The sequence below is a fragment of the Lachnospiraceae bacterium GAM79 genome (assembly GCA_020735665.1).
Classification (GTDB): Bacteria; Bacillota; Clostridia; order Lachnospirales; family Lachnospiraceae; genus Coprococcus.
In genome coordinates this window covers 2,869,221-2,887,969 of sequence record CP085928.1, presented here as the reverse complement: position 1 = coordinate 2,887,969, position 18,749 = coordinate 2,869,221, and the positions used below count along the sequence as shown (strand labels likewise).

Genomic DNA, 18,749 nt, shown 5'->3' with positions numbered 1-18,749 from the left:
CCTTATAGCGTTATTCTATTTTCATCATACGGTAGCCCACACCAATATGTGTTTGAATATATTGTGGAGACTCCTCTGTTGGCTCCAGTTTTTTTCGCAATGTTGCCATAAATACCCGCAGCGAAGCCACATCGTTATCCCAACTGCGGCCCCAGATATTTTGTGTGATAAAGGTATGGGTCAGTACCTTGCCGACATTCTTGGACAGCAGACACAACAGCTTATACTCAATGGGTGTCAGGTGAAGTTCGTTTTCATCCAGATAAGCGCATCCCCCGGCATAATCCACTTTCAACTTACCATTCACAAATACAGAACTGGCAGTAAACATCTCTGCCGTCATCAGAGAGAGTCTTCGCTGCGTCACCCGAAGTCGTGCCAGCAGTTCTTCTACCGAAAAGGGCTTTGTCAAATAATCATCCGCTCCGGCATCCAGCGCCTTGATTTTATCGTTATCCTCGCTTCGGGCGCTGATTACAATAATCGGAACATTGGACCAAGAGCGAACCGTTTGAATGACTTGAATGCCATCCATATCCGGCAAGCCCAAATCCAGTAAGATGATTTCAGGATTGTGCGATGTGGCCTCCATAATGGCTGCCGAGCCATTAGGTGCTACCACATAACGATAATCATTTGTTTTTAAAGTGGTCGTAATGAGATTTCGTACAGACGGGTCATCCTCAACCACTAATATCAAAGGTTTATTCATGAAGTTCTACCTCCTCTGCAGGTAATGTAAATTTAAAAGCAGTGCCATTTGGCTGATTGTCTGATACGGAAATCGTGCCGCCGTGGGCGGTCACAATGGACTTACAGAGGGACAGCCCCAATCCAAGGCTTCTGCGGCTGTCGACCACTTTATTGGCCCCACTATAAAACATATCGAAAATACGGGGTTTCTGCTCATCGGGAATCCCAGGGCCGTTGTCGGAAACGGAAACCGTGACCCATTGCTCTTTTTGATCGGTGTGTATTTCAATTACTGAACCGACAGGGGTATATTTGATGGCGTTGTCAACCAAATTGATAATCACCTGAACGATCAGCTTCGCGTCAATGAGGGCAAGGATAAAGTCTTTACCGCTGGTCACACGAATGGTGTGTTCTTTACTTTTTCTGTTGATGTGCTTCAGCGCTTCAGAAACGACCTCATCCATGAGTTCGATACTCCGAGTTAGATTGACCTGTCCGCCCTCAATTCGTGTGACTGCTAACAAATTTTCAACCAGATTGATTAGCCACATGGAATCGTCATAAATATCAGTAAAGGTCTGCTCCCGTAGTGCATCGTCCATTTTTTTATAATTTGCAAGCAAATTGTCTGCGCTGCCGGAAATCGCTGTCAAAGGCGTCCGAAGATCATGGGAGATTGCCCGCAGCAGGTTGGCACGAAGTTGTTCATTTTGTGCCAGGACAGCCGCTTCCTCCTTCTCCTTGGCATTTTTGATGTTTTCCAGCGCCAATGCGCACTCGCCAAGAATGGAAAGAAGCACGCTATTTTCAAAAGAGTCCAATGGAGTACCGTTCACAGCAATACCAGCTACTCCATATACATTCTGGTTAACCCGAATCGCAAGGTATAAACACTTTGCACTGGATAATGTATCTGTTGTGGCACCGGCGTGTTTATTGTTTCGGAAGGCCCAATCGGCGACTGCTTTCTCGTTCTCAGAAATTAAATCTTCCTGAATGCTATTAACAGCACGAAAAACGTTAGGGGTGGCAAGTTCTTTACCATCAGACAGGTAGACCACAATATCTTTTTTCAGCAGCTTCATGAGCTGCCCTGCCGTAGCGGTGATTACCGCATTCTCATCCTGCTCTTTTTGCAGAAGCTGGTTGGTTTCAAAAAGAATCTTTGTACGGTAAGCTGTATGGGCAGATTGTTTCGCATTTTCTTTCAGCCGGGTAGCGAGAGATCCGGAAAGCAGTGTTACTATAAACATAATGGTAAAGGTAATAATATAGTTCGGATCGTCAAAATGGAATGTCAGTCTCGGAGTGGTAAAAAAGAAATTGAAAACCAGCACACTGACAACCGAGGTCAGAATCCCGCACAGTCGGTTGGTTGTGATTACAGCGGTCACAAGTACGCCTAATATATAAACTGCGATAATATTACTCTCCGTGAACCCAAGAGCGTCAAAGCCACAGCCAATTAGTGTAGCTACCAGCAATACAGCTATACTCTTCAGAACATCACGCAGGGGCATCGCATCTACCTGCGCCTTACTCTTTTTTTCCTGATAGCTGGTTCCTGTGCTGGCATCCGGTATCACATGAATATCCAGATTAGGTACGCTGGAAATCAGGCGTTCCGTCAAGGTGGGCTTGCTGAAAATATTCTTTCGTGCAATGGTACTTCGTCCAATTACGATTTTTGAGATGCCGGAAAGACGGGCAAATTCCGCAATCTGATAAGGCACGTCATCGCCATAACTTGTCTCAATCGCAGCGCCAAGTTGCTGAGCCAGACGCTTATTATCCTGCAAACGTTTTTTATCATCGTCACTCATCGCCGCTGTATTTGTCGTTTCCACATAAAGAGCGGTAAATGTTCCCCGAAAGGCTCTTGCCATCCTTGCAGCAGTCCGAATGATTTTTGCGTTGGATGGCGACGAGGAAAGACATGCCAGAATGCGCTCGTCTGTATGGTAATCGCCTCGGCTCTGTACTCTGGCGCTTTCCGTCAGCAAGTTCACCCGGTCAGCGCACCGACGGAGGGCGATTTCCCGCAATGCGGTGAGATTTTCCAGCGTGAAAAAATTAACTGTTGCCCGCTGCGCCTGATCTTCCCGGTACACATTTCCACTTGCCAGTCGTTCCAGCAACTCCGCAGGCTCAATATCCACCAGTTCTACCTGATCTGCTTGATCAAAGGTGGAATCCGGAATACGCTCCCGCACAAGAATTCCGGTGATAGAGGCTACTGTATCGTTGAGACTCTCAATATGTTGGACATTTACAGTCGTATAGACATCAATTCCAGTATTTAGCAGTTCCTGAACATCCTGATACCGCTTCGTGTGCCGACTGCTTTCGGCATTGGTATGGGCCAACTCATCCACCAGTATGAGCTGAGGATTTCGCTTGAGTGCAGCATCAATATCAAATTCACGAAAGGTCATTCCTTCGTAAGCAACTTGTTTCACAGGAAGCTGCTCCAAACCGTCCAGAAGTGCCATCGTCTGGGGTCGGGCATGGGGTTCTATGTATCCAGCAACCACATCGATGCCACGCTCCTTAGCCTGATGAGCCGCCTGAAGCATGGCATAGGTCTTTCCGACACCTGCGGCATAACCGAAAAAGATTTTGAGTTTTCCGCTTTTCTTAGTGGATGCATCGTTACGGATCACACGAAGACGCTGATCCGGATCTTGTCTTGGCAGTTCCATTTTAACCCTCCTATCTGTCACTCAAGTAAAAGCGATTTCCTTTTTCAATATTATAACACACAACGTCAAAGCCTACATCTGCGACTGATCCACGGCAAATTTGTTCAGGCATCCAATGAAAAAATCGACGACAGGTAATTTTTTGGAATCCCTCCATAGTGCTATTTGTGTGATTTGATTCTGGGTAATCGGCTCAAAATTGTTTTCCAGAAAAACATCCAGTTTATTCATCAGAAAATCCCCAAAAATAAATATGGCTGATGTACTTACAAGTAAAATAACATCCTGCATGGATTCACCCCCAATTCCTTTGATTTTTCTTAAAATCAAGTATGAAAGCACTTTTGCAAATTTCTGTTACTTCCTAACGCCAACATGGTATCTCCTGCTTTCAGCACTGTGTCTGAAGTAATAGATAACTCCAGCTTGCCGCTTTTCTTGATTCCCATAATGTTAATATTGAATTTTTTACGAATATCAAGCTCTCCAATCGAATGGTCCGCCCAATCTTTGGGAATGGGAATCTCAAACATGGCATGATTTTCATCCAGTTCTATGTAATCGAGAATGTGATCCGCACTGTAACGGATTGCTGTCCACTTTGCGAGCTGTTTTTCCGGGTAGACTACTTCATTTGCACCGTTACGCAGCAAAAATTTTTCCTGAACATCAGTTGCAGCTCTGGAAACTACAAACCTCGCTCCTAATTCACTGAGCAGAGAAGTTGTTTCCAGTGAACTTTGAAAGTTGTTGCCGATGGCCACAATGCATACATCATAGTTGCGAACACCGAGAGATTCCAAGAAATCGGCATTCGTACTGTCTCCAATCTGTGCATTGGTAACAAGGGGCAGAACAGCCTCTACACGTTCCTCCGAAGTATCTACCGCCATCACTTGATGGCCCAAATGATTTAAGTGCAGGGCAATATGCTTTCCAAATCGCCCCAGACCAATTAGAAGAATTGATTTCATAATGTCTCCTTTATCCTACTGTTATTTTTTCCTTTGGTAGTTTTGAAACTTTCTTTTGTGCACTGGACAAGGCCGCAAAAATTAATGTAAGGCCACCGACTCGTCCAAAAAACATCAGCAGAATCAAAACACTCCGTGAGAGCAGATTCAGTTCCGGCGTAATTCCCAGGGACAGGCCGACTGTGCCAACAGCTGAGGCAGTTTCAAAAAGGCAGGTAAGCATGGGAAGTCCTTCGGAAACGCTGATGATAAGCCCACCGGTACAACATAGCGTGATATACATAAGCGAAATTGTCGCTGCATTTTTTACGACATCATCATCAATGCGACGTCCAAAGAGGTTGGCATTTTCTCTGCGCCGAAAGGTAGAAATCGCAGTAGTAAGCAAAACAGCAATGGTTGTTGTTTTCAAACCGCCTGCGGTAGACCCGGGACTACCGCCGATCAGCATCAGCGCAATGGTGATAAATTGTCCGGCCTCACTCAAATCAGTTAAATCCACCGTATTAAAACCCGCCGTTCGTGGTGTCACAGCTTGAAAAAGAGAAGATAAAAGCCGTTCCTTTCGGGTAAGATCAGCAAACTCAAAAAAATAAAAGTAAATTGCCGGAACGATCAATAAAACCGCTGTGGTACAAAGAATCACCTTACTCTGCATCCGATATTTGTGCAAATGCAATCGATTTGTCCGAATATCATCCCAAGTCAGAAAGCCAATGCCTCCAAACACAATTAAGAACATAATAGTAAAGTTTATGACTGGATTTGCTGCATAGCTGGTCAGGGAGGAAAAGGGAGTGCGCACACCCAATAGATCAAAGCCTGCGTTACAAAAAGCGGACACGGAATGAAACAGTGCCATCCAAAGTCCCTTTTTCCCGAAATCACGGCAAAACACCGGCGCCATCACGGCTGCACACAGCAGTTCCATCACCAGTGTCACCCTGACGATAAAGCCAGTCAAGCGAACGATTCCCCCTACCTTTGGCGCTGAAATCGCCTCCTGCATGGTACAGCGCTGCATCAAAGAAATCTTCCGACCGGAAATCATTGCAAAAGATGCGGCTATGGTAATAACCCCCATGCCTCCAATCTGAATCAGCAGTAAAATGACAAACTGGCCGAAGGCCGACCAGTATGTTGCCGTATCATGTATAATGAGTCCGGTTACACAAACTGCTGAGGTAGAAGTAAACAATGCATCCGAGAAAGGCGTTGCCAGTCCGCTTCGGCTGGAAAACGGCAACATTAAAAGGAAGGTGCCGAAAAGGATCACACCGGAAAACCCGAGGATGATAATTTGAAACGAAGTCAACTTCCTTTTTAACAACACTACTCCCATAACTGCAATCCTCCTTTATACCCCTTTATGTGCCCTTAATTATAAATCAAAGGGAGTAAAGAAAGTAAAAGAGAATGCGCATCTGTATTAAGACCGTCTAAAGATGCAGGACTTATTCTTTTTTATCACGAGCTTGTGCCAGAAATTCAATCAGCCGTTTCCTTGTCAGAATCCCGCATAGAGCATTCCGGCCATCAACGATGGGGACAAAATTCTGATTCAGCATTGAAGTTACAACCTGCTCGGAATCTGCATCTATTTGTAACGCAGGGCAAAAATCTCTGCGAACAATGCTGCCAAGTCGGTATCCCTCCTGTACTTTCAAGTCTGTACCTCCATTTCTATCGAATCACCATGCCACTTCCTACATAGTGGCATTTTTCTTCTACCTGCATAACGTTACTTGGTTTCTTACCAGAATCCTTTTTCTTTCTTGATACTTCTGCATACACACGTTTATATTTATCTGTTCCAACATTATCGAAAAAAGTCGAAACATTATTCACGTCAAATCGCTTATCTCTCTGAAGTAAACGTACAAACCAGCGTATGTCATTTTTTGTCCCTTGAAGCCTTATCTTTAACATATAGGCACCTCCTTGAATAGAAAAATAAAAGGCAGGGATATTCAATATTTGTAATTAAATATCCCTGCCAAATTGGCTATTTTATTCACTTTTATTCATCAAAGAATATTGTGTCCCTCGTGTCGACTCTATAGCCGACAACGACATGAATTCTGTCCACTATCTGCTTTTTATTCCTTTTCACATCGGTTCTGCCGAAATTGAAAAAGCTGCAAAAGTGCGTAAATTCAAGGATTTTCACGAATCTGTACGACGTAGCCCTATTATAGTCTCCACATGACACGATACGTCCTACTTGATGTTAGCCGTCGGGAGAGCTTTCGACTTGGCCTATTCAGAAATCATCACTCTGCCTGTGCATCAAAGGATTGTTTCACAATTTCCATGATTTGCTCTAATTCATCCTGATGCTCCATAAACAATTCTACATCGCCATTTCCCCAACGTCCTAAGCCAGTAATATCTTTGCAAATACCATTAGGGTCATTAATCTCTGAAAACTTCATATTAATCGAGATACGCAATCTTTGTTTCTGAAAAACAATATCAACAAAATTAGTATCTAGTTTATAGGCAACATACAACTTTTTATATTCCTTCTTAACCGCAGGGGATAAGTTCATAATGCGCTTATCTAAAGACTCGAATAGTATTCTTGTAAAAGCATTCACATCATATGTTTCCAAGGAATATTTCTGCACTGTTTTATCTTCTACTTGATATGGCGCAAGTTCTGCAACTGTTAAAGTTGGATATGGCCAAATAGATTCTGCTTTCTTTGCTAATTCGTTTGCCCTCTCTTGGATATGTTTTTCATTCCACTTATTTTGCAAAACCACATATTTATTAAGCCTAAGTGCACTTTCTTTGAATCCACCCGGCATATCCATCTTTTCCAAGAAAGGCCTGTCACTCATTTCAGAATTATATGCAGTCAAAGTAAGATTGCCAATTGTATGTAAATACTTTTTCTGAACCTCTTGCCACTCAGTACCAAGATCAGCTTGCCACTCTAAAGAAAGATTTTTGTTCTGCGGCATAATATGCTCAATGGTGTAATTCTCTATTATAATCGGAGCTTTGTTTTCAAAGTTTTCCAAACGACTGAGAATATAATTTCTAGCACGCATATTATAAATATCACGGCTTACAAATGCATCTTCAAACTTATCGTCATCTGGGAATTCTTTATATGTATCCTGCATCACGAAAAATGCCTTAATAGAATTCAGATAATCATCTGGTCTAATATAATTCTTCAATGTTGCAAAGGTTTTGTTCATTGAGTTGGTCGGGATCTCACAAATTGCACGTCTCAGAACATAGCTAATACAAAGCTTCAAAATTTTCTTCAGTTCATCTGATGTAATTAGTCCTTCTACGCAGTCATGATGAATTTTCAGCAAGAACGGGTAAGATACTTCCATTCTTAAATCGATAATGTCCTCATATAACTTCTTTAAATCCGTGTCAGTATTTCGCTTGAATACAATATTTGTATAATATTTTGCATATTCAAGCAAATCTTGACATAATTCTCTGATAGTTCCAAATTCACAATTCAAATGATACAATTTAAATTCTTCATATACACGTCCTTGCTTTGGAATACGAGAAAGTTTCATGGTCAAGTAATGGCGGAAGAAAGCATCCATTACCGTTCCTTGCGTTTCATAGATAAACAGCTGTTCCATAGGCCGCCAAAGATGTTCATATACATAAGTTTGTTCAGATGGCTCTAATCCCATCAAAACATAGTTACGAATCAAATCAGATTCAGAAAGTTCCTTACCAGTAGAATTCAAACTTTCAAAAATTGCCTGTGCATCGTCAACAGCGCGATCTAATGTGATATTAACAATTTGTAATTTTCCAATTGACTCATATACCTCTGCAGGCTGAATTTCTTTATCAGCAAGTTTTCCAGCAAAAAAATTGTAATTTTCAATCAGTCTTGATCTAGTGCCTTCTGCAATTGGCTTTTCCTCAACAAGGCTTATAAGAATATCTCTATCTGTTTCAGTCAGCAGTAACTTATATCGTTCATCACCACTTTCATACTCGTTTTTTAGAAGCATATTATCTATACGACGAGCATTGATTGTTGTGTCATTCGGATTCTTTATTGCATAATCACGCAAAGCCAGAAGAAGCAGTGTTAAGGTAGTCATTCGCTGTTGGCCGTCAATAATCATATATTTCTGAACACCTGTTGGCATTGCCTGTTCAGCAATATTAACAATAGAACCTACAAAATGGCCCACTTTACCTTTTCTCTGCATCTCTACAATATCGTTCCAAAGTCGTTTACACTGATCTATATCCCAGCTGTAGAATCTCTGATAAACCGGAATCAAGAATTGCTTATTTCCGTTCAATATCTCATAAATATTGCCTTTACGTGCATCCATATCGCACCTCCATTACTTCTTTTCTCCATAAGAAACCGTATCCTCTGCCACCTTGCTTAGTTCTATTTCAGATACATATTTATAGAGTTTTTCCTCTTTTCGTGGTTCCACATTATCCGTCCAAAGCTCACACTGACTAATTACTGTGCTTATTGCAAAATCATAGTCTTCCGGCGGATACTTATATTTCTTGAGGAGTCGCTTAACCATCTTACGCATCTGCGCTCTAGCAGTTTCTTTCTTCTGCCAATCGATAGTGCGATTCTTACGAAGCATTTCTGTAAGTTCTCTTGTCAAAGCAATCAACTCATCATTCTTATAAAAATCCTTAATATGCTCTGGTTTTGTAAGGGCATCATAAAATGCAAGCTCTTCTTGTGAAAGCCCCAGTTTCTGACCATTCTTATAGAGATTTGCAATTTCCTCTGCAGTTTTCAGCAGTTCTTTAATAACTTCTTCATTGGTGATTAGTCCGTTATAATAAGAGTTCATCAGTTGTGCAATCTTTTCCGAGAATTTTTGTGACTGTACCACATTTGTTCTCTTGTAAAGAGCCACTTGCTCGGCCATGAGTTTTTTCAAGATCTCGACAGCTATATTTTTTTCCTTCATCCTAGAGATTTCATCCAGGACTGCCGGATCAAACAAGCTGAAATTTTCACCACCACTTTTGCTGCTGTCAAATAAGCTGATGACACCTTCGCTCTGTACTGCCGCTTTCAAAAGTTCGTTGATTTGATCGTTAATCTCAGTAAGCGACAGGCTCTTTCCACCGGTACCACCGTAAGTGATCTTAATAACCGTAGATCGCAAAGCTTCCATATAAGCTGCTTCATGCCTTTCCTGTTCTGTTGTCATACTTGAACAAAGCGAATGAGACTGTTTCAAAAGCATAGCTTCCTTCAAGAACAAATCTTTTCTTTCTGGTACACTTGCATCGAGAATAAAGTTTACACCACCCGTAATAAGCTTAGCCATTGTAAGCGGAGAACCACCTACAAAGCCGCTAAAATCAAAGCCATGCAGTAAATCCTTGCATACCTGCAGCTTTTCTTGAAACTTCGGATAGGCCATCTTTGCAATATTCATGTCACCATATTTAGACTGATCGCGTTTCGTATATTCTTTCATCGCCGCCTTTAGAGCTGACGCAATTCCAACATAGTCTACGATCAAGCCACCTTCTTTGTCCTTGAATACACGGTTAACACGAGCTATTGCCTGCATCAAATTATAGCCATGCATTGGCTTGTACACATACATGGTAGCTAAAGAAGGTACGTCAAATCCGGTAAGCCACATATCTACAACAATGGCTATTTTCATTGGATCATTATTATCTTTAAATTTCCTCGCGAGTTCTTCTTTGTGCGCTTTGGTTCCGATAATCTCTTTCCAATCTTCCGGGTCATTGTTACCACCAGTCATAACCACACCAACTTTATCTGTCCATGTAGGTCTAATTTTTAAGATGCGGCGGTAAATTTTCATTGCAATCGGGCGAGAATACGCCACAATCATGGCTTTCCCTGTCAGAAGATTTGCTCTGTATTTTTCATAATGTTCAACGATATCATCACAAAGAGATTCAATCGTAGAATCTGCTCCCAGTACGCTTTCCATCTGGCCAAGCATCTTTTTGCTCTTCTCGATCGTTTGCGCATCGGATTGTTGCTCCAAGACATCATAAGTGGAATCAATTAACGCCAGCGTATTCTCATCCAACTTTAGATGAACTACACGGCTTTCATAATAAACCGGACGAGTAGCGCCATCTTCCACGGCCTGTGTCATATCATAAACATCGATATAGTCACCAAAAACCTCACGAGTATTTCTGTCCTTAGCTGAGATCGGTGTACCAGTAAAGCCAATAAATGTAGCATTCGGCAATGCGTCATGAATAACACGGGCATTACCAATTACCGTATGTGCTTCCTTTTCACCGTTTTCATTCTCTGACATAACGATTTTCTCATCAAAACCATATTGTCCACGATGTGCTTCATCCGCCATAACAACAATATTTCTGCGTTCCGATAAAGCTTTCTCTCCACGCTCAAATTTAAACATCGTAGTAAATATAATTCCATTTGCACTTCTGCCATCAAGAAGTGACTTCAGATGTTCCTTGCTCTCCGCCTGTACCGGTGTTTGACGCAAGAAATCTGCACATTGTGAAAACTGTGCATAGAGCTGATCATCCAAATCAATACGGTCTGTCATAACTACGATGGTCGGGCTATCTAATGCATCTTGCAATAAATGTGCATAGAATACCATCGACAATGACTTACCAGAGCCCTGTGTATGCCAGAACACACCACCCTTACCATCGGTCTTTGTTGCTACCTTTGCTTTCTCAATAGCTTTACGTACTGCAAAATACTGATGGTATCCTGCTAATACTTTAAAACGATTACTGCTTACGCCTGAAAAAAGAATAAAATTCTTCAAAATATCAAGCAAACGTTCCTTTTGGAACATACCCTCATAGAAAGTTTCAAAGGACGCATACGCAGTATCTTCATAATTACCGTCTTTTGTTTTCCATTCCATAAAACGATCTAATCCGGAGGTGATAGTTCCAGCCTTATTCGTAGATAAATCACTAATTACACAAATCGCATTATAATAGAAAATAGATGGAATATCCTGCATGTAATTTCGAATCTGATGAAATGCATTTTCTGCTCCAACTTCATCCTTAGCCGGGCTCTTCAATTCCATCAAAACAAGAGGCAATCCGTTAATAAATAGAATAATATCCGGACGACGGTTATTTCCATTTTCTAAAAACGTAAACTGATTTACCACATAGAAAGAGTTGCTATTTACATTTTGGTAATCAATCAAACGTACAATCGACGATTGCTCCTCGCCCTTCACAAAAAACTTAACCGTAACGCCATTTTGCAGATAATCCATGAATATCATATTCTTCTGCAGCAGGCTTCCGGTATCAAAATTCTTTAATTTAGACATTGCCTCATCAATAGCTTCTACAGGCAGACCACGGTTGATACGCACCAAACTATCTCTCAGAATAGAATCCAGAATCGGACTGGTATAATCTCTATCAAAATCCGGAGCGTAGAGGTGGTCATAGCCCATGTTTTCAAACAATTCAATGATTGCCTGTTCATATGTATCCTCTGTAAATAAATTTGGCATGTTCAACCTCCTGTATTTTTCGTTATATTCCAATAAGAAAAATATTTTCTGTTCCTCATTTGTAAACTTAATTACTCTTCATATATAATTTCTTTTATCTTCACAGCATCTTCGTTATTATCATCCTTACAAATCATGCTATAAAATTTCTTAACATCCTTATCTTTCAAAATATACATGACTTGTGTGTTTTCTAATGCAATTTTATATAACTTATTTTTTTGCTTTACCGACCAGTCTTTAATCTTTGAAAGTTGTCCTATAACCGTATGCGTATTAGCAAAGCTTTCACTATCTTCAAGTTTATCTATTAATTCTTCTTTCTTGCGTTCTTCTTCACTTTGACCTTTCGTTTCAGATATTTTCTCTGATACACAATCAAAATGAATCTCTTCAAGAATTTCATTAGAGATAGTTCTGTCAATTATTTTTTTAACCAATCGTTCAAGTGTTGAATCTTCTTCATAATCAGCTGGAGCAAAATATTTTATCCTGTTCTCATCAAGCATCCTGAAAACCTTTGATTTATCCTTTGAATCAGAATCATACACTCCTATGGAATGTCCTCCATTTATATTTACAAGCTTCATGCACGGAATATCCGTATCACTATCCCCAATATAAATCATATTTCTAAATGGCACTCTATACTGATTAGGTTCAAAGAAAGAATTAACTTCTTGATCATTTACATCAAGCACTCCCTTTTCTATTCTAAACAAAAATTGTGTTTTATTGGTATAATTAACTACCTGTGCCGGCCATACTGCTTCTCCTGCATCATTATAATAGAATGAACTTGCATATATTTTCTTAAACTCTTTTGCTACCTCTGTACCTTCAATCATTTCTTTTAATCCAGATGAAATAATGTAATGTTCTACAATAACCCCCTTACTTTTACCATATTCGTTAATTCTGTCAAACCATGTGCTAACCCCTGGAAACAATCGTACCTTACCACCATCTTGACGTAATGTTTCCTTTGTGAATAATACTTTTCCTCTTGATTTGTCACGCATCATATACATATAAGCAAGATTTTGATCCATATCATTGTCTGATGCTAACTTATTTGATTCCTTCCAGAAATCTGCCACTTCATACTCAATCGACTGTATATATCCTTGTGCTTGCATATCTTCTGGAGATAAGGTTTTGTCAAAATCATAACAAATTGCTAAAATAGGCTGTTTTTTCATATATTTTTCCTCCCTTTTTCATTCATTTGAAAATTATAAACAATAATTTAGTGGCTTAGATGTCTATATCAGAGACATCAAGTTCACCGGACATTAAACGAGGAAGCAAGGTATCACGAATATCCTGCAAGCGGCAAATTTCATCGTAATTATTGCGAATGGTTAAATCCATCGGTGCTACAATCCTTTCAAATTCGTCCAAAATATCATCAGATGGTATAAGAATTGGCATATCATTCAACGAATTACGATTGATAGAACCAAAAACCGTTCCCTCGCCATTGAAAACATCTAACTGCTTTTTTAGCGAAAACATCGTGTAAAGAACAAAGGATTGATGGTTGGATTTAGAATGAATGGCAGCAAGTCCACGACCAATGCAGCAATCCGTATGAGCGACATTTAGGTCGCCTACCGGCGCTCGAACGCTCATCAAAGTATCATTTGACCGTGCCATTCGTTTAGGTTCAGTGGTGTATAGACGAACTGACGGAAATCTAAATCCAAATTCCGCACGACCTTGAAAGAAAATTGTGCCAGTTCCGTCCTCGTTATAGCTACTGCCACTTGGCGACTGACCAATTGTAATATCAGCAATATCACTTAAAGTGCCTTCTGCCCAATCAGAACGAGCATTATCTATGAACATTTGCTGATAGATTGCCTGAGCTTGCTGCTCTAAATTATTGTTTATTTCTTCATTTTCTTCAATTTTTTTATCGATAGAATTTAGTATCTCAACTATTTTCCTTTGAGTTTCTATCTTTGGTAGCATAAGCGGTATCTGTTCGATAACATTTCTTTTGGCAATATTTACTTGTACAGAACCACTTGAACGTGAAACAATAGCATTATATCCATCTCTTGATGTAAAGAAATATTTCAAATACAACGGCAATATCTTATTTTGATCTACTCTTAACAGCAAAAGTGCTTGGCTAATAATCCCCTTGGGATCATCACTTCTGATAATAGAAACTTTTCCTACTGTCCCTGAACAACTTATTATTAAGTCATCAGTATTTACCTGAAATCGCTTCATCTCATTGAACTTTTGCTCATCAATATAATATCTAAAATGTCTACTATTATAGATAGCATGTTGTTGTTCATATACTGGTATACCATTATCTTTCATATCACCTCTTTTAAGTGCTGATCCAAATGGTCCTCTTATATAGCCTTTATCTACTAAAACGTCAGAAAGATATGTATTGTTCCATTCAGCCATATTCGTTTTCCTCTCTATCCAATATATTTACGATGAGCAATCTTAACATTGCTCTGCTTGACCATTGCATATTGCAAGGTTGTATCTATCTTTCTATGCCCCAAGAGCTGTTGAAGCTGCTCAATGGGCATTCCTTTATCTATTGCCATAGTTGCAAGTGTACGCCTGAATTTGTGCGGGTGTACCTTGTTAAGTCCTAATTGCTTTCCAAATTCTCTCAGACGGACTTCAACGCCGCCTATTTTCAATCTTTTGTGCGGTGATTTCAGTGAAACAAACAGTGCCGGATTATTGTCCCTTCTGCTCTCCAAGTAATTCTGTAAATGTATCTTTGTGCGAGCATCAAAATAAACCACTCGCTCTTTACTGCCTTTACCAAAAACAACACATTCTCTTTCATTAAAGTCAATATCATCTCTGTTGAGCAGCACCATTTCGCCAACACGCATACCCGTTGAAGCAAGCATATCAATAATCGCCAAGTCTCGAAGCTCTGTGCAGTTATCCCTCATAAGCTCCAAAGCTTCATCAGAGTATGTTTCCTTAATATTAGTACCAGTTTTTACTCTGTGTATGCGCCTAACCGGGCTTTTCAGTATGTAATCTTCATCCTCTAACCAAGAGAAAAAGCTGGACAGAATACGACGAATATTGTCTATCGTAACCTTACTTGACTTCTTCTTTTCTTGATATTCTGTCAGGTATCCGCGTATATCGTCTGTTACTATGTGTTTAACATCTTTTTGAAGTTCATCAAGCATGGCTTCAATAGTTGCCTTATAGTATTTAAGAGATTTCTCGGAACAGCCCTCTATTCTCTTTGCCGATAGAAATAACTCTACATAGTTCTGCTCCGAGTATTTCTCTTTGTTTTGATTTTCCGTTACCTCATACTTTGCAAGAGTATATCGCAACACCTCTTGCAATTTTTCATTTTGCGCGTTGTTCAGGTAAGGCAACATTCCCTGAATAACATCTTTGATTAAATTCTGTTTCACAGTCAATTCTCCTTTGAAATATTTTAGAGAACGACTATGGGGCGGAAGTCCCCTGATATTAACTCCCGCCACCCACAGAAGTTATGGGATATGTTATAAACAATAATTTAGAGCAACAAGCTCAGGCTATATACCGTTCTTGGTTTGTTAATTATGAACCTTTTGACGGAACGAAGCCAGATGACTGGTCAGATGGTACAATTGATGATCTCGGAACTGAAATCATATGTGGAAAAACACCCTCTACCAAGAAAAGTGAATATTATGGTGGTAATACTCCATTCATAACAATTCCTGATATGCATGGCTGCGTTTATATTGTTTCTACCGAGCGTTATCTTTCAGATGCAGGTGTTGCTTCTCAACCGAAGAAAACACTTCCACCTAATACTGTATGCGTAAGTTGTATAGGGACAGCCGGTCTGGTAACTTTGGTATCCGAAGAGAGTCAATCTAATCAACAGATTAACTCAATAATTCCCAAAGAAGGTATCTCTGTATATTATATCTACCTATTAATGCAAACATTAGCCGATACTATCAACAAACTTGGGCAAAGTGGTAGCACAATAGTCAACTTAAATAAAACACAGTTTGGCAAGATACAGGTAATGATCCCATCCGAACTTGTGTTACAGGACTTTGATTCCCTATGCAGGCCCTTGTTTGATACAATACTTTCAAATCAAAAAGAAAATATTAACCTATCAGAGCTTCGTGATGCATTGTTGCCAAAACTTATGTCCGGGGAACTTGATGTGTCCGACATTGACCTTTAAGCCACTAAATTATTGTTTATCTCTGTGTTAAGCTGTATTTTTTTGTCGAGTGCATCCAGTATTCCTGCAATTTTCTCCTGTTTCTCATATGTAAAATCAGGAACGTCATATTTCATAATGGCTGCTTTATCACCACGAGGCATCTTTGTGCCTTTTGAAGTCGACATCGAATAGTCAAAAAATGTATCGTTTGCAAGCACATAGTACAGGAAGCGCTTGCTCACGCCATTCTTTGCTCTAAACACAAGAACATCATTAGAACACCCGCCATTGAACTCAGCAAACCATATCTTCTTAAAGTATGGCCTGATATTCGACACTAAAATATCACCGGCAAGGAATGCCTGTGTTTGCGCTACAGTCGGCAAGGAAGTCGCACTTGTGATGCCCCTCTTATTGGGCATCATATTCTCCGTAGATATATAAGTATCAGCATCCAAGATGGCGACATCAACTTTTCCCTTGGCATATTCGCATATATCTGCAAGATTATACTTCATACCCAATCGCCCCCAGCTTCTTCCTGATTTCGTCCTCCAGCTCATGCGACTTTGCAAACATTTCCGCCAGTTCAGATGTTAACCTATCCATCTTTTCCTCAAACGGCTCATCGTCAGCTTCTTGTTCTTCGATACCAACATATCTGCCCGGAGTAAGAATATAATCTTGCTTTTCAATTTCAGCCGTATCTGTAACAGCACAATATCCTTTTACATTTTCAAGAGTTCCATCGACAAAAGCCTCATAGGTATCTGAAATCTTCTTGATATCATCGTCCGTCAACTCACGAAGTTTGCGACTTACCATCTTGCCCATCTTGCGAGCGTCAATAAATAATGTCCTTCCTGGTTGCTTCTTCTGCTTATTAATAAACCAAAGTGAAACCGGAATCTGTGTTGTATAGAAAAGCTGAGTAGGCATTGCGACAATGCACTCAACCAAATCAGCATTGATGATATTCTTACGAATTTCCCCCTCTCCGCCTGACTGAGAAGAAAGAGATCCATTAGCAAGTACCATACCAATTCTTCCTGCCGGTGCAAGGTGATAAATCATATGCTGCAGCCATGCAAAGTTGGCATTTCCTGCTGGTGGTATTCCATATTTCCAACGCTGATCTTCTTTTAGTTTATCCAATCCCCAATCGGAAAGGTTAAAAGGAGGATTGGCCATAATATAGTCTGCCCGCAATGTTGGATGGCGATCATCTAGGAATGTATCTGCAGCATAGGTTCCAAGATCTGGTTCAATTCCACGAATAGCCAGATTCATCTGTGCCATCTTCCATGTAGTCGGATTTGAATCCTGACCATAGATAGAAATATTGCTGATGTTCCCACTGTGATTCTCTATAAATTTTGCAGATTGAACAAACATACCACCTGATCCACAACAAGGATCATATACTCTACCCTTAAAAGGTTTCAATACTTCCACCAAAGTACGCACTACACATGACGGTGTGAAAAATTCACCGCCACGCTTGCCTTCTTGTTCAGCAAACATAGAAAGGCAATACTCGTAGGTACGACCCAAAATATCCTTTTCACTACCATGTTCGATCATCTGGATATTAGTAAATAAATCTACCACATCTCCTAATCTTCGCTTGTCCAATTCTGGACGTGCGAAATTCTTAGGGAGAATGTCTTTCAATCGTTTATTCTCTTTTTCAATAGCCCGCATAGCATTATCAATAACCGTACCGATTTCCGGAGTATGTGCTTTTGCTGCTATCTCACTCCAACGTGCACCTGCAGGTACAAAGAAAATACCTTCAGAAGTATATTCATCAATATCTTCCTCGAATCCGTCGCCTTCTTCAACAAGTTCTTGGTACTTATCATCAAATCTGTCTGAAATATACTTTAGGAAAATCAATCCCAGAACGACATTCTTATATTCTGATGCATCCATGTTTCCACGAAGCACACAAGCCGCATCCCATATTTGTTTTTCAAATCCAATATTGGCTGTATTTTTATCCGCCATTTTAGCTCTCCTCCTCTGATGATTCATTTGGGACTATTTCCGCAATATCAGCAATATCACACTTGAGATACTCGCATATCTTTACAAGCACATCTGTAGTGATATTTGCCCCCTTACCAAGCTTTGCTACAGATGCAGAACTAATTCCCGCCTTCTTAGCAAACTCTGTTTTCTTCATATCTAATTCTACAAGTTTCACCCATAATTTTTTATACGATAGTTTCATTTTGTCTCCTTTGTGAGGTTTCCCTCTAGCTTGGCATAATCCATGATCAGCCACGATCAAAACTCAAGAATCCAATTTTACTATTATGGATTCATACTTAACAGCAGGTCTCAAAATATTTTTTAAAGTATAACACATATTTTTCACGTTTTTCAATCTTCTGCAAGCTATCGTTTATAAATTATTTACGAACGCAAATAAATTCTTTTTTTCCGGAAGATAAAACATCTGTCCCATACATGTCTTTAAACTGTCTGACCTAACCGGAAGCTCACACGTGACCACAAAGTGCGTAGTATAAATAAGATTGTCCATGAGCTAGAACGTGATAGCATTCTCCCCAGTACAAGAGGAAAAAGACGGCATACAAACACCATCAACAAAATTCTTTGAAACGAAAAATACATCGGCGATGCTTTGCTCCAGAAAACCTAC

At 40.1% G+C, this 18,749-nt stretch carries 16 protein-coding genes; 1 reads left to right on the top strand and 15 read right to left on the bottom strand.

The window, feature by feature from the left end; all coding sequences use genetic code 11:
• Positions 1–10 precede the first annotated feature (10 nt).
• From LK416_12885 to LK416_12830, 12 genes are all read right to left on the bottom strand, one after another.
• A complete protein-coding gene (locus LK416_12885) occupies positions 11–712 on the bottom strand; it encodes a response regulator transcription factor (protein ID UEA74536.1) in 702 nt (233 codons plus the stop codon).
• A complete protein-coding gene (locus tag LK416_12880; protein UEA74535.1) occupies positions 705–3,398 on the bottom strand; it encodes a sensor histidine kinase KdpD in 2,694 nt (897 codons plus the stop codon). Before LK416_12880 ends, LK416_12885 begins: the two co-directional genes overlap by 8 nt.
• 72 nt (positions 3,399–3,470) lie before the next feature.
• Entirely contained in the window at positions 3,471–3,689 is a 219-nt protein-coding gene (locus LK416_12875; protein ID UEA74534.1) for a hypothetical protein, read from the bottom strand.
• A 35-nt stretch (positions 3,690–3,724) separates the two neighbouring features.
• Positions 3,725–4,372 carry a TrkA family potassium uptake protein gene (locus LK416_12870; protein UEA74533.1) on the bottom strand — a complete coding sequence of 216 codons (648 nt, stop codon included), beginning with the start codon at positions 4,370–4,372 and terminating at the stop codon, positions 3,725–3,727.
• 10 nt (positions 4,373–4,382) lie between these two features.
• Positions 4,383–5,714 carry a TrkH family potassium uptake protein gene (locus LK416_12865; protein UEA74532.1) on the bottom strand — a complete coding sequence of 444 codons (1,332 nt, stop codon included), beginning with the start codon at positions 5,712–5,714 and terminating at the stop codon, positions 4,383–4,385.
• Positions 5,715–5,826: 112 nt separating this feature from the next.
• The gene (locus LK416_12860) at positions 5,827–6,039 is read right to left on the bottom strand and encodes a hypothetical protein (protein ID UEA74531.1); all 213 of its coding nucleotides are present in this window, start codon (positions 6,037–6,039) and stop codon (positions 5,827–5,829) included.
• 16 nt (positions 6,040–6,055) lie between these two features.
• Positions 6,056–6,301, bottom strand: coding sequence for a hypothetical protein (locus tag LK416_12855; protein UEA75936.1), 246 nt, complete (start codon positions 6,299–6,301; stop codon positions 6,056–6,058).
• A gap of 344 nt (positions 6,302–6,645) precedes the next feature.
• Entirely contained in the window at positions 6,646–8,712 is a 2,067-nt protein-coding gene (locus LK416_12850) for a DUF262 domain-containing protein (GenBank protein UEA74530.1), read from the bottom strand.
• Positions 8,713–8,724: 12 nt separating this feature from the next.
• The gene (locus LK416_12845) at positions 8,725–11,886 is read right to left on the bottom strand and encodes a type I restriction endonuclease subunit R (protein UEA74529.1); all 3,162 of its coding nucleotides are present in this window, start codon (positions 11,884–11,886) and stop codon (positions 8,725–8,727) included.
• Between the two features lie 71 nt (positions 11,887–11,957).
• Positions 11,958–13,088, bottom strand: a complete 1,131-nt coding sequence (locus tag LK416_12840; GenBank protein UEA74528.1) for a haloacid dehalogenase-like hydrolase — start codon at positions 13,086–13,088, stop codon at positions 11,958–11,960.
• Between the two features lie 55 nt (positions 13,089–13,143).
• Positions 13,144–14,319, bottom strand: coding sequence for a restriction endonuclease subunit S (locus LK416_12835; protein ID UEA74527.1), 1,176 nt, complete (start codon positions 14,317–14,319; stop codon positions 13,144–13,146).
• A 14-nt stretch (positions 14,320–14,333) separates the two neighbouring features.
• Positions 14,334–15,317, bottom strand: coding sequence for a tyrosine-type recombinase/integrase (locus LK416_12830; protein ID UEA74526.1), 984 nt, complete (start codon positions 15,315–15,317; stop codon positions 14,334–14,336).
• A gap of 83 nt (positions 15,318–15,400) precedes the next feature.
• On the opposite strand from LK416_12830, the gene LK416_12825 reads away from it, so the two are divergent.
• The gene (locus LK416_12825) at positions 15,401–16,096 is read left to right on the top strand and encodes a restriction endonuclease subunit S (GenBank protein ID UEA74525.1); all 696 of its coding nucleotides are present in this window, start codon (positions 15,401–15,403) and stop codon (positions 16,094–16,096) included.
• On the opposite strand, the gene LK416_12820 is transcribed toward LK416_12825, so the two are convergent.
• The 3 genes from LK416_12820 to LK416_12810 are packed head-to-tail and all read right to left on the bottom strand — an operon-like array spanning position 16,093 to position 18,314.
• A complete protein-coding gene (locus tag LK416_12820) occupies positions 16,093–16,596 on the bottom strand; it encodes a restriction endonuclease subunit S (GenBank protein UEA74524.1) in 504 nt (167 codons plus the stop codon). The two genes, LK416_12825 and LK416_12820, sit on opposite strands and share 4 nt — an antisense overlap.
• The gene (locus LK416_12815) at positions 16,586–18,088 is read right to left on the bottom strand and encodes a type I restriction-modification system subunit M (protein UEA74523.1); all 1,503 of its coding nucleotides are present in this window, start codon (positions 18,086–18,088) and stop codon (positions 16,586–16,588) included. The genes LK416_12820 and LK416_12815 overlap by 11 nt, the downstream gene beginning before the upstream one ends.
• Position 18,089: 1 nt before the next feature.
• Positions 18,090–18,314 carry a helix-turn-helix transcriptional regulator gene (locus LK416_12810; protein ID UEA74522.1) on the bottom strand — a complete coding sequence of 75 codons (225 nt, stop codon included), beginning with the start codon at positions 18,312–18,314 and terminating at the stop codon, positions 18,090–18,092.
• Between the last annotated feature and the right edge of the window lie 435 nt (positions 18,315–18,749).

Coding starts and splice junctions, on each gene's coding strand:
- LK416_12875 (UEA74534.1), bottom strand. CDS start 3,689: ATGCAGGATGTTATTTTACTTGTAAGTACATCAGCCATATTTATTTTT.
- LK416_12855 (UEA75936.1), bottom strand. CDS start 6,301: ATGTTAAAGATAAGGCTTCAAGGGACAAAAAATGACATACGCTGGTTT.
- LK416_12865 (UEA74532.1), bottom strand. CDS start 5,714: ATGGGAGTAGTGTTGTTAAAAAGGAAGTTGACTTCGTTTCAAATTATC.
- LK416_12835 (UEA74527.1), bottom strand. CDS start 14,319: ATGGCTGAATGGAACAATACATATCTTTCTGACGTTTTAGTAGATAAA.
- LK416_12870 (UEA74533.1), bottom strand. CDS start 4,372: ATGAAATCAATTCTTCTAATTGGTCTGGGGCGATTTGGAAAGCATATT.
- LK416_12845 (UEA74529.1), bottom strand. CDS start 11,886: ATGCCAAATTTATTTACAGAGGATACATATGAACAGGCAATCATTGAA.
- LK416_12850 (UEA74530.1), bottom strand. CDS start 8,712: ATGGATGCACGTAAAGGCAATATTTATGAGATATTGAACGGAAATAAG.
- LK416_12810 (UEA74522.1), bottom strand. CDS start 18,314: ATGAAACTATCGTATAAAAAATTATGGGTGAAACTTGTAGAATTAGAT.
- LK416_12815 (UEA74523.1), bottom strand. CDS start 18,088: ATGGCGGATAAAAATACAGCCAATATTGGATTTGAAAAACAAATATGG.
- LK416_12840 (UEA74528.1), bottom strand. CDS start 13,088: ATGAAAAAACAGCCTATTTTAGCAATTTGTTATGATTTTGACAAAACC.
- LK416_12820 (UEA74524.1), bottom strand. CDS start 16,596: ATGAAGTATAATCTTGCAGATATATGCGAATATGCCAAGGGAAAAGTT.
- LK416_12825 (UEA74525.1), top strand. CDS start 15,401: ATGGGATATGTTATAAACAATAATTTAGAGCAACAAGCTCAGGCTATA.
- LK416_12885 (UEA74536.1), bottom strand. CDS start 712: ATGAATAAACCTTTGATATTAGTGGTTGAGGATGACCCGTCTGTACGA.
- LK416_12880 (UEA74535.1), bottom strand. CDS start 3,398: ATGGAACTGCCAAGACAAGATCCGGATCAGCGTCTTCGTGTGATCCGT.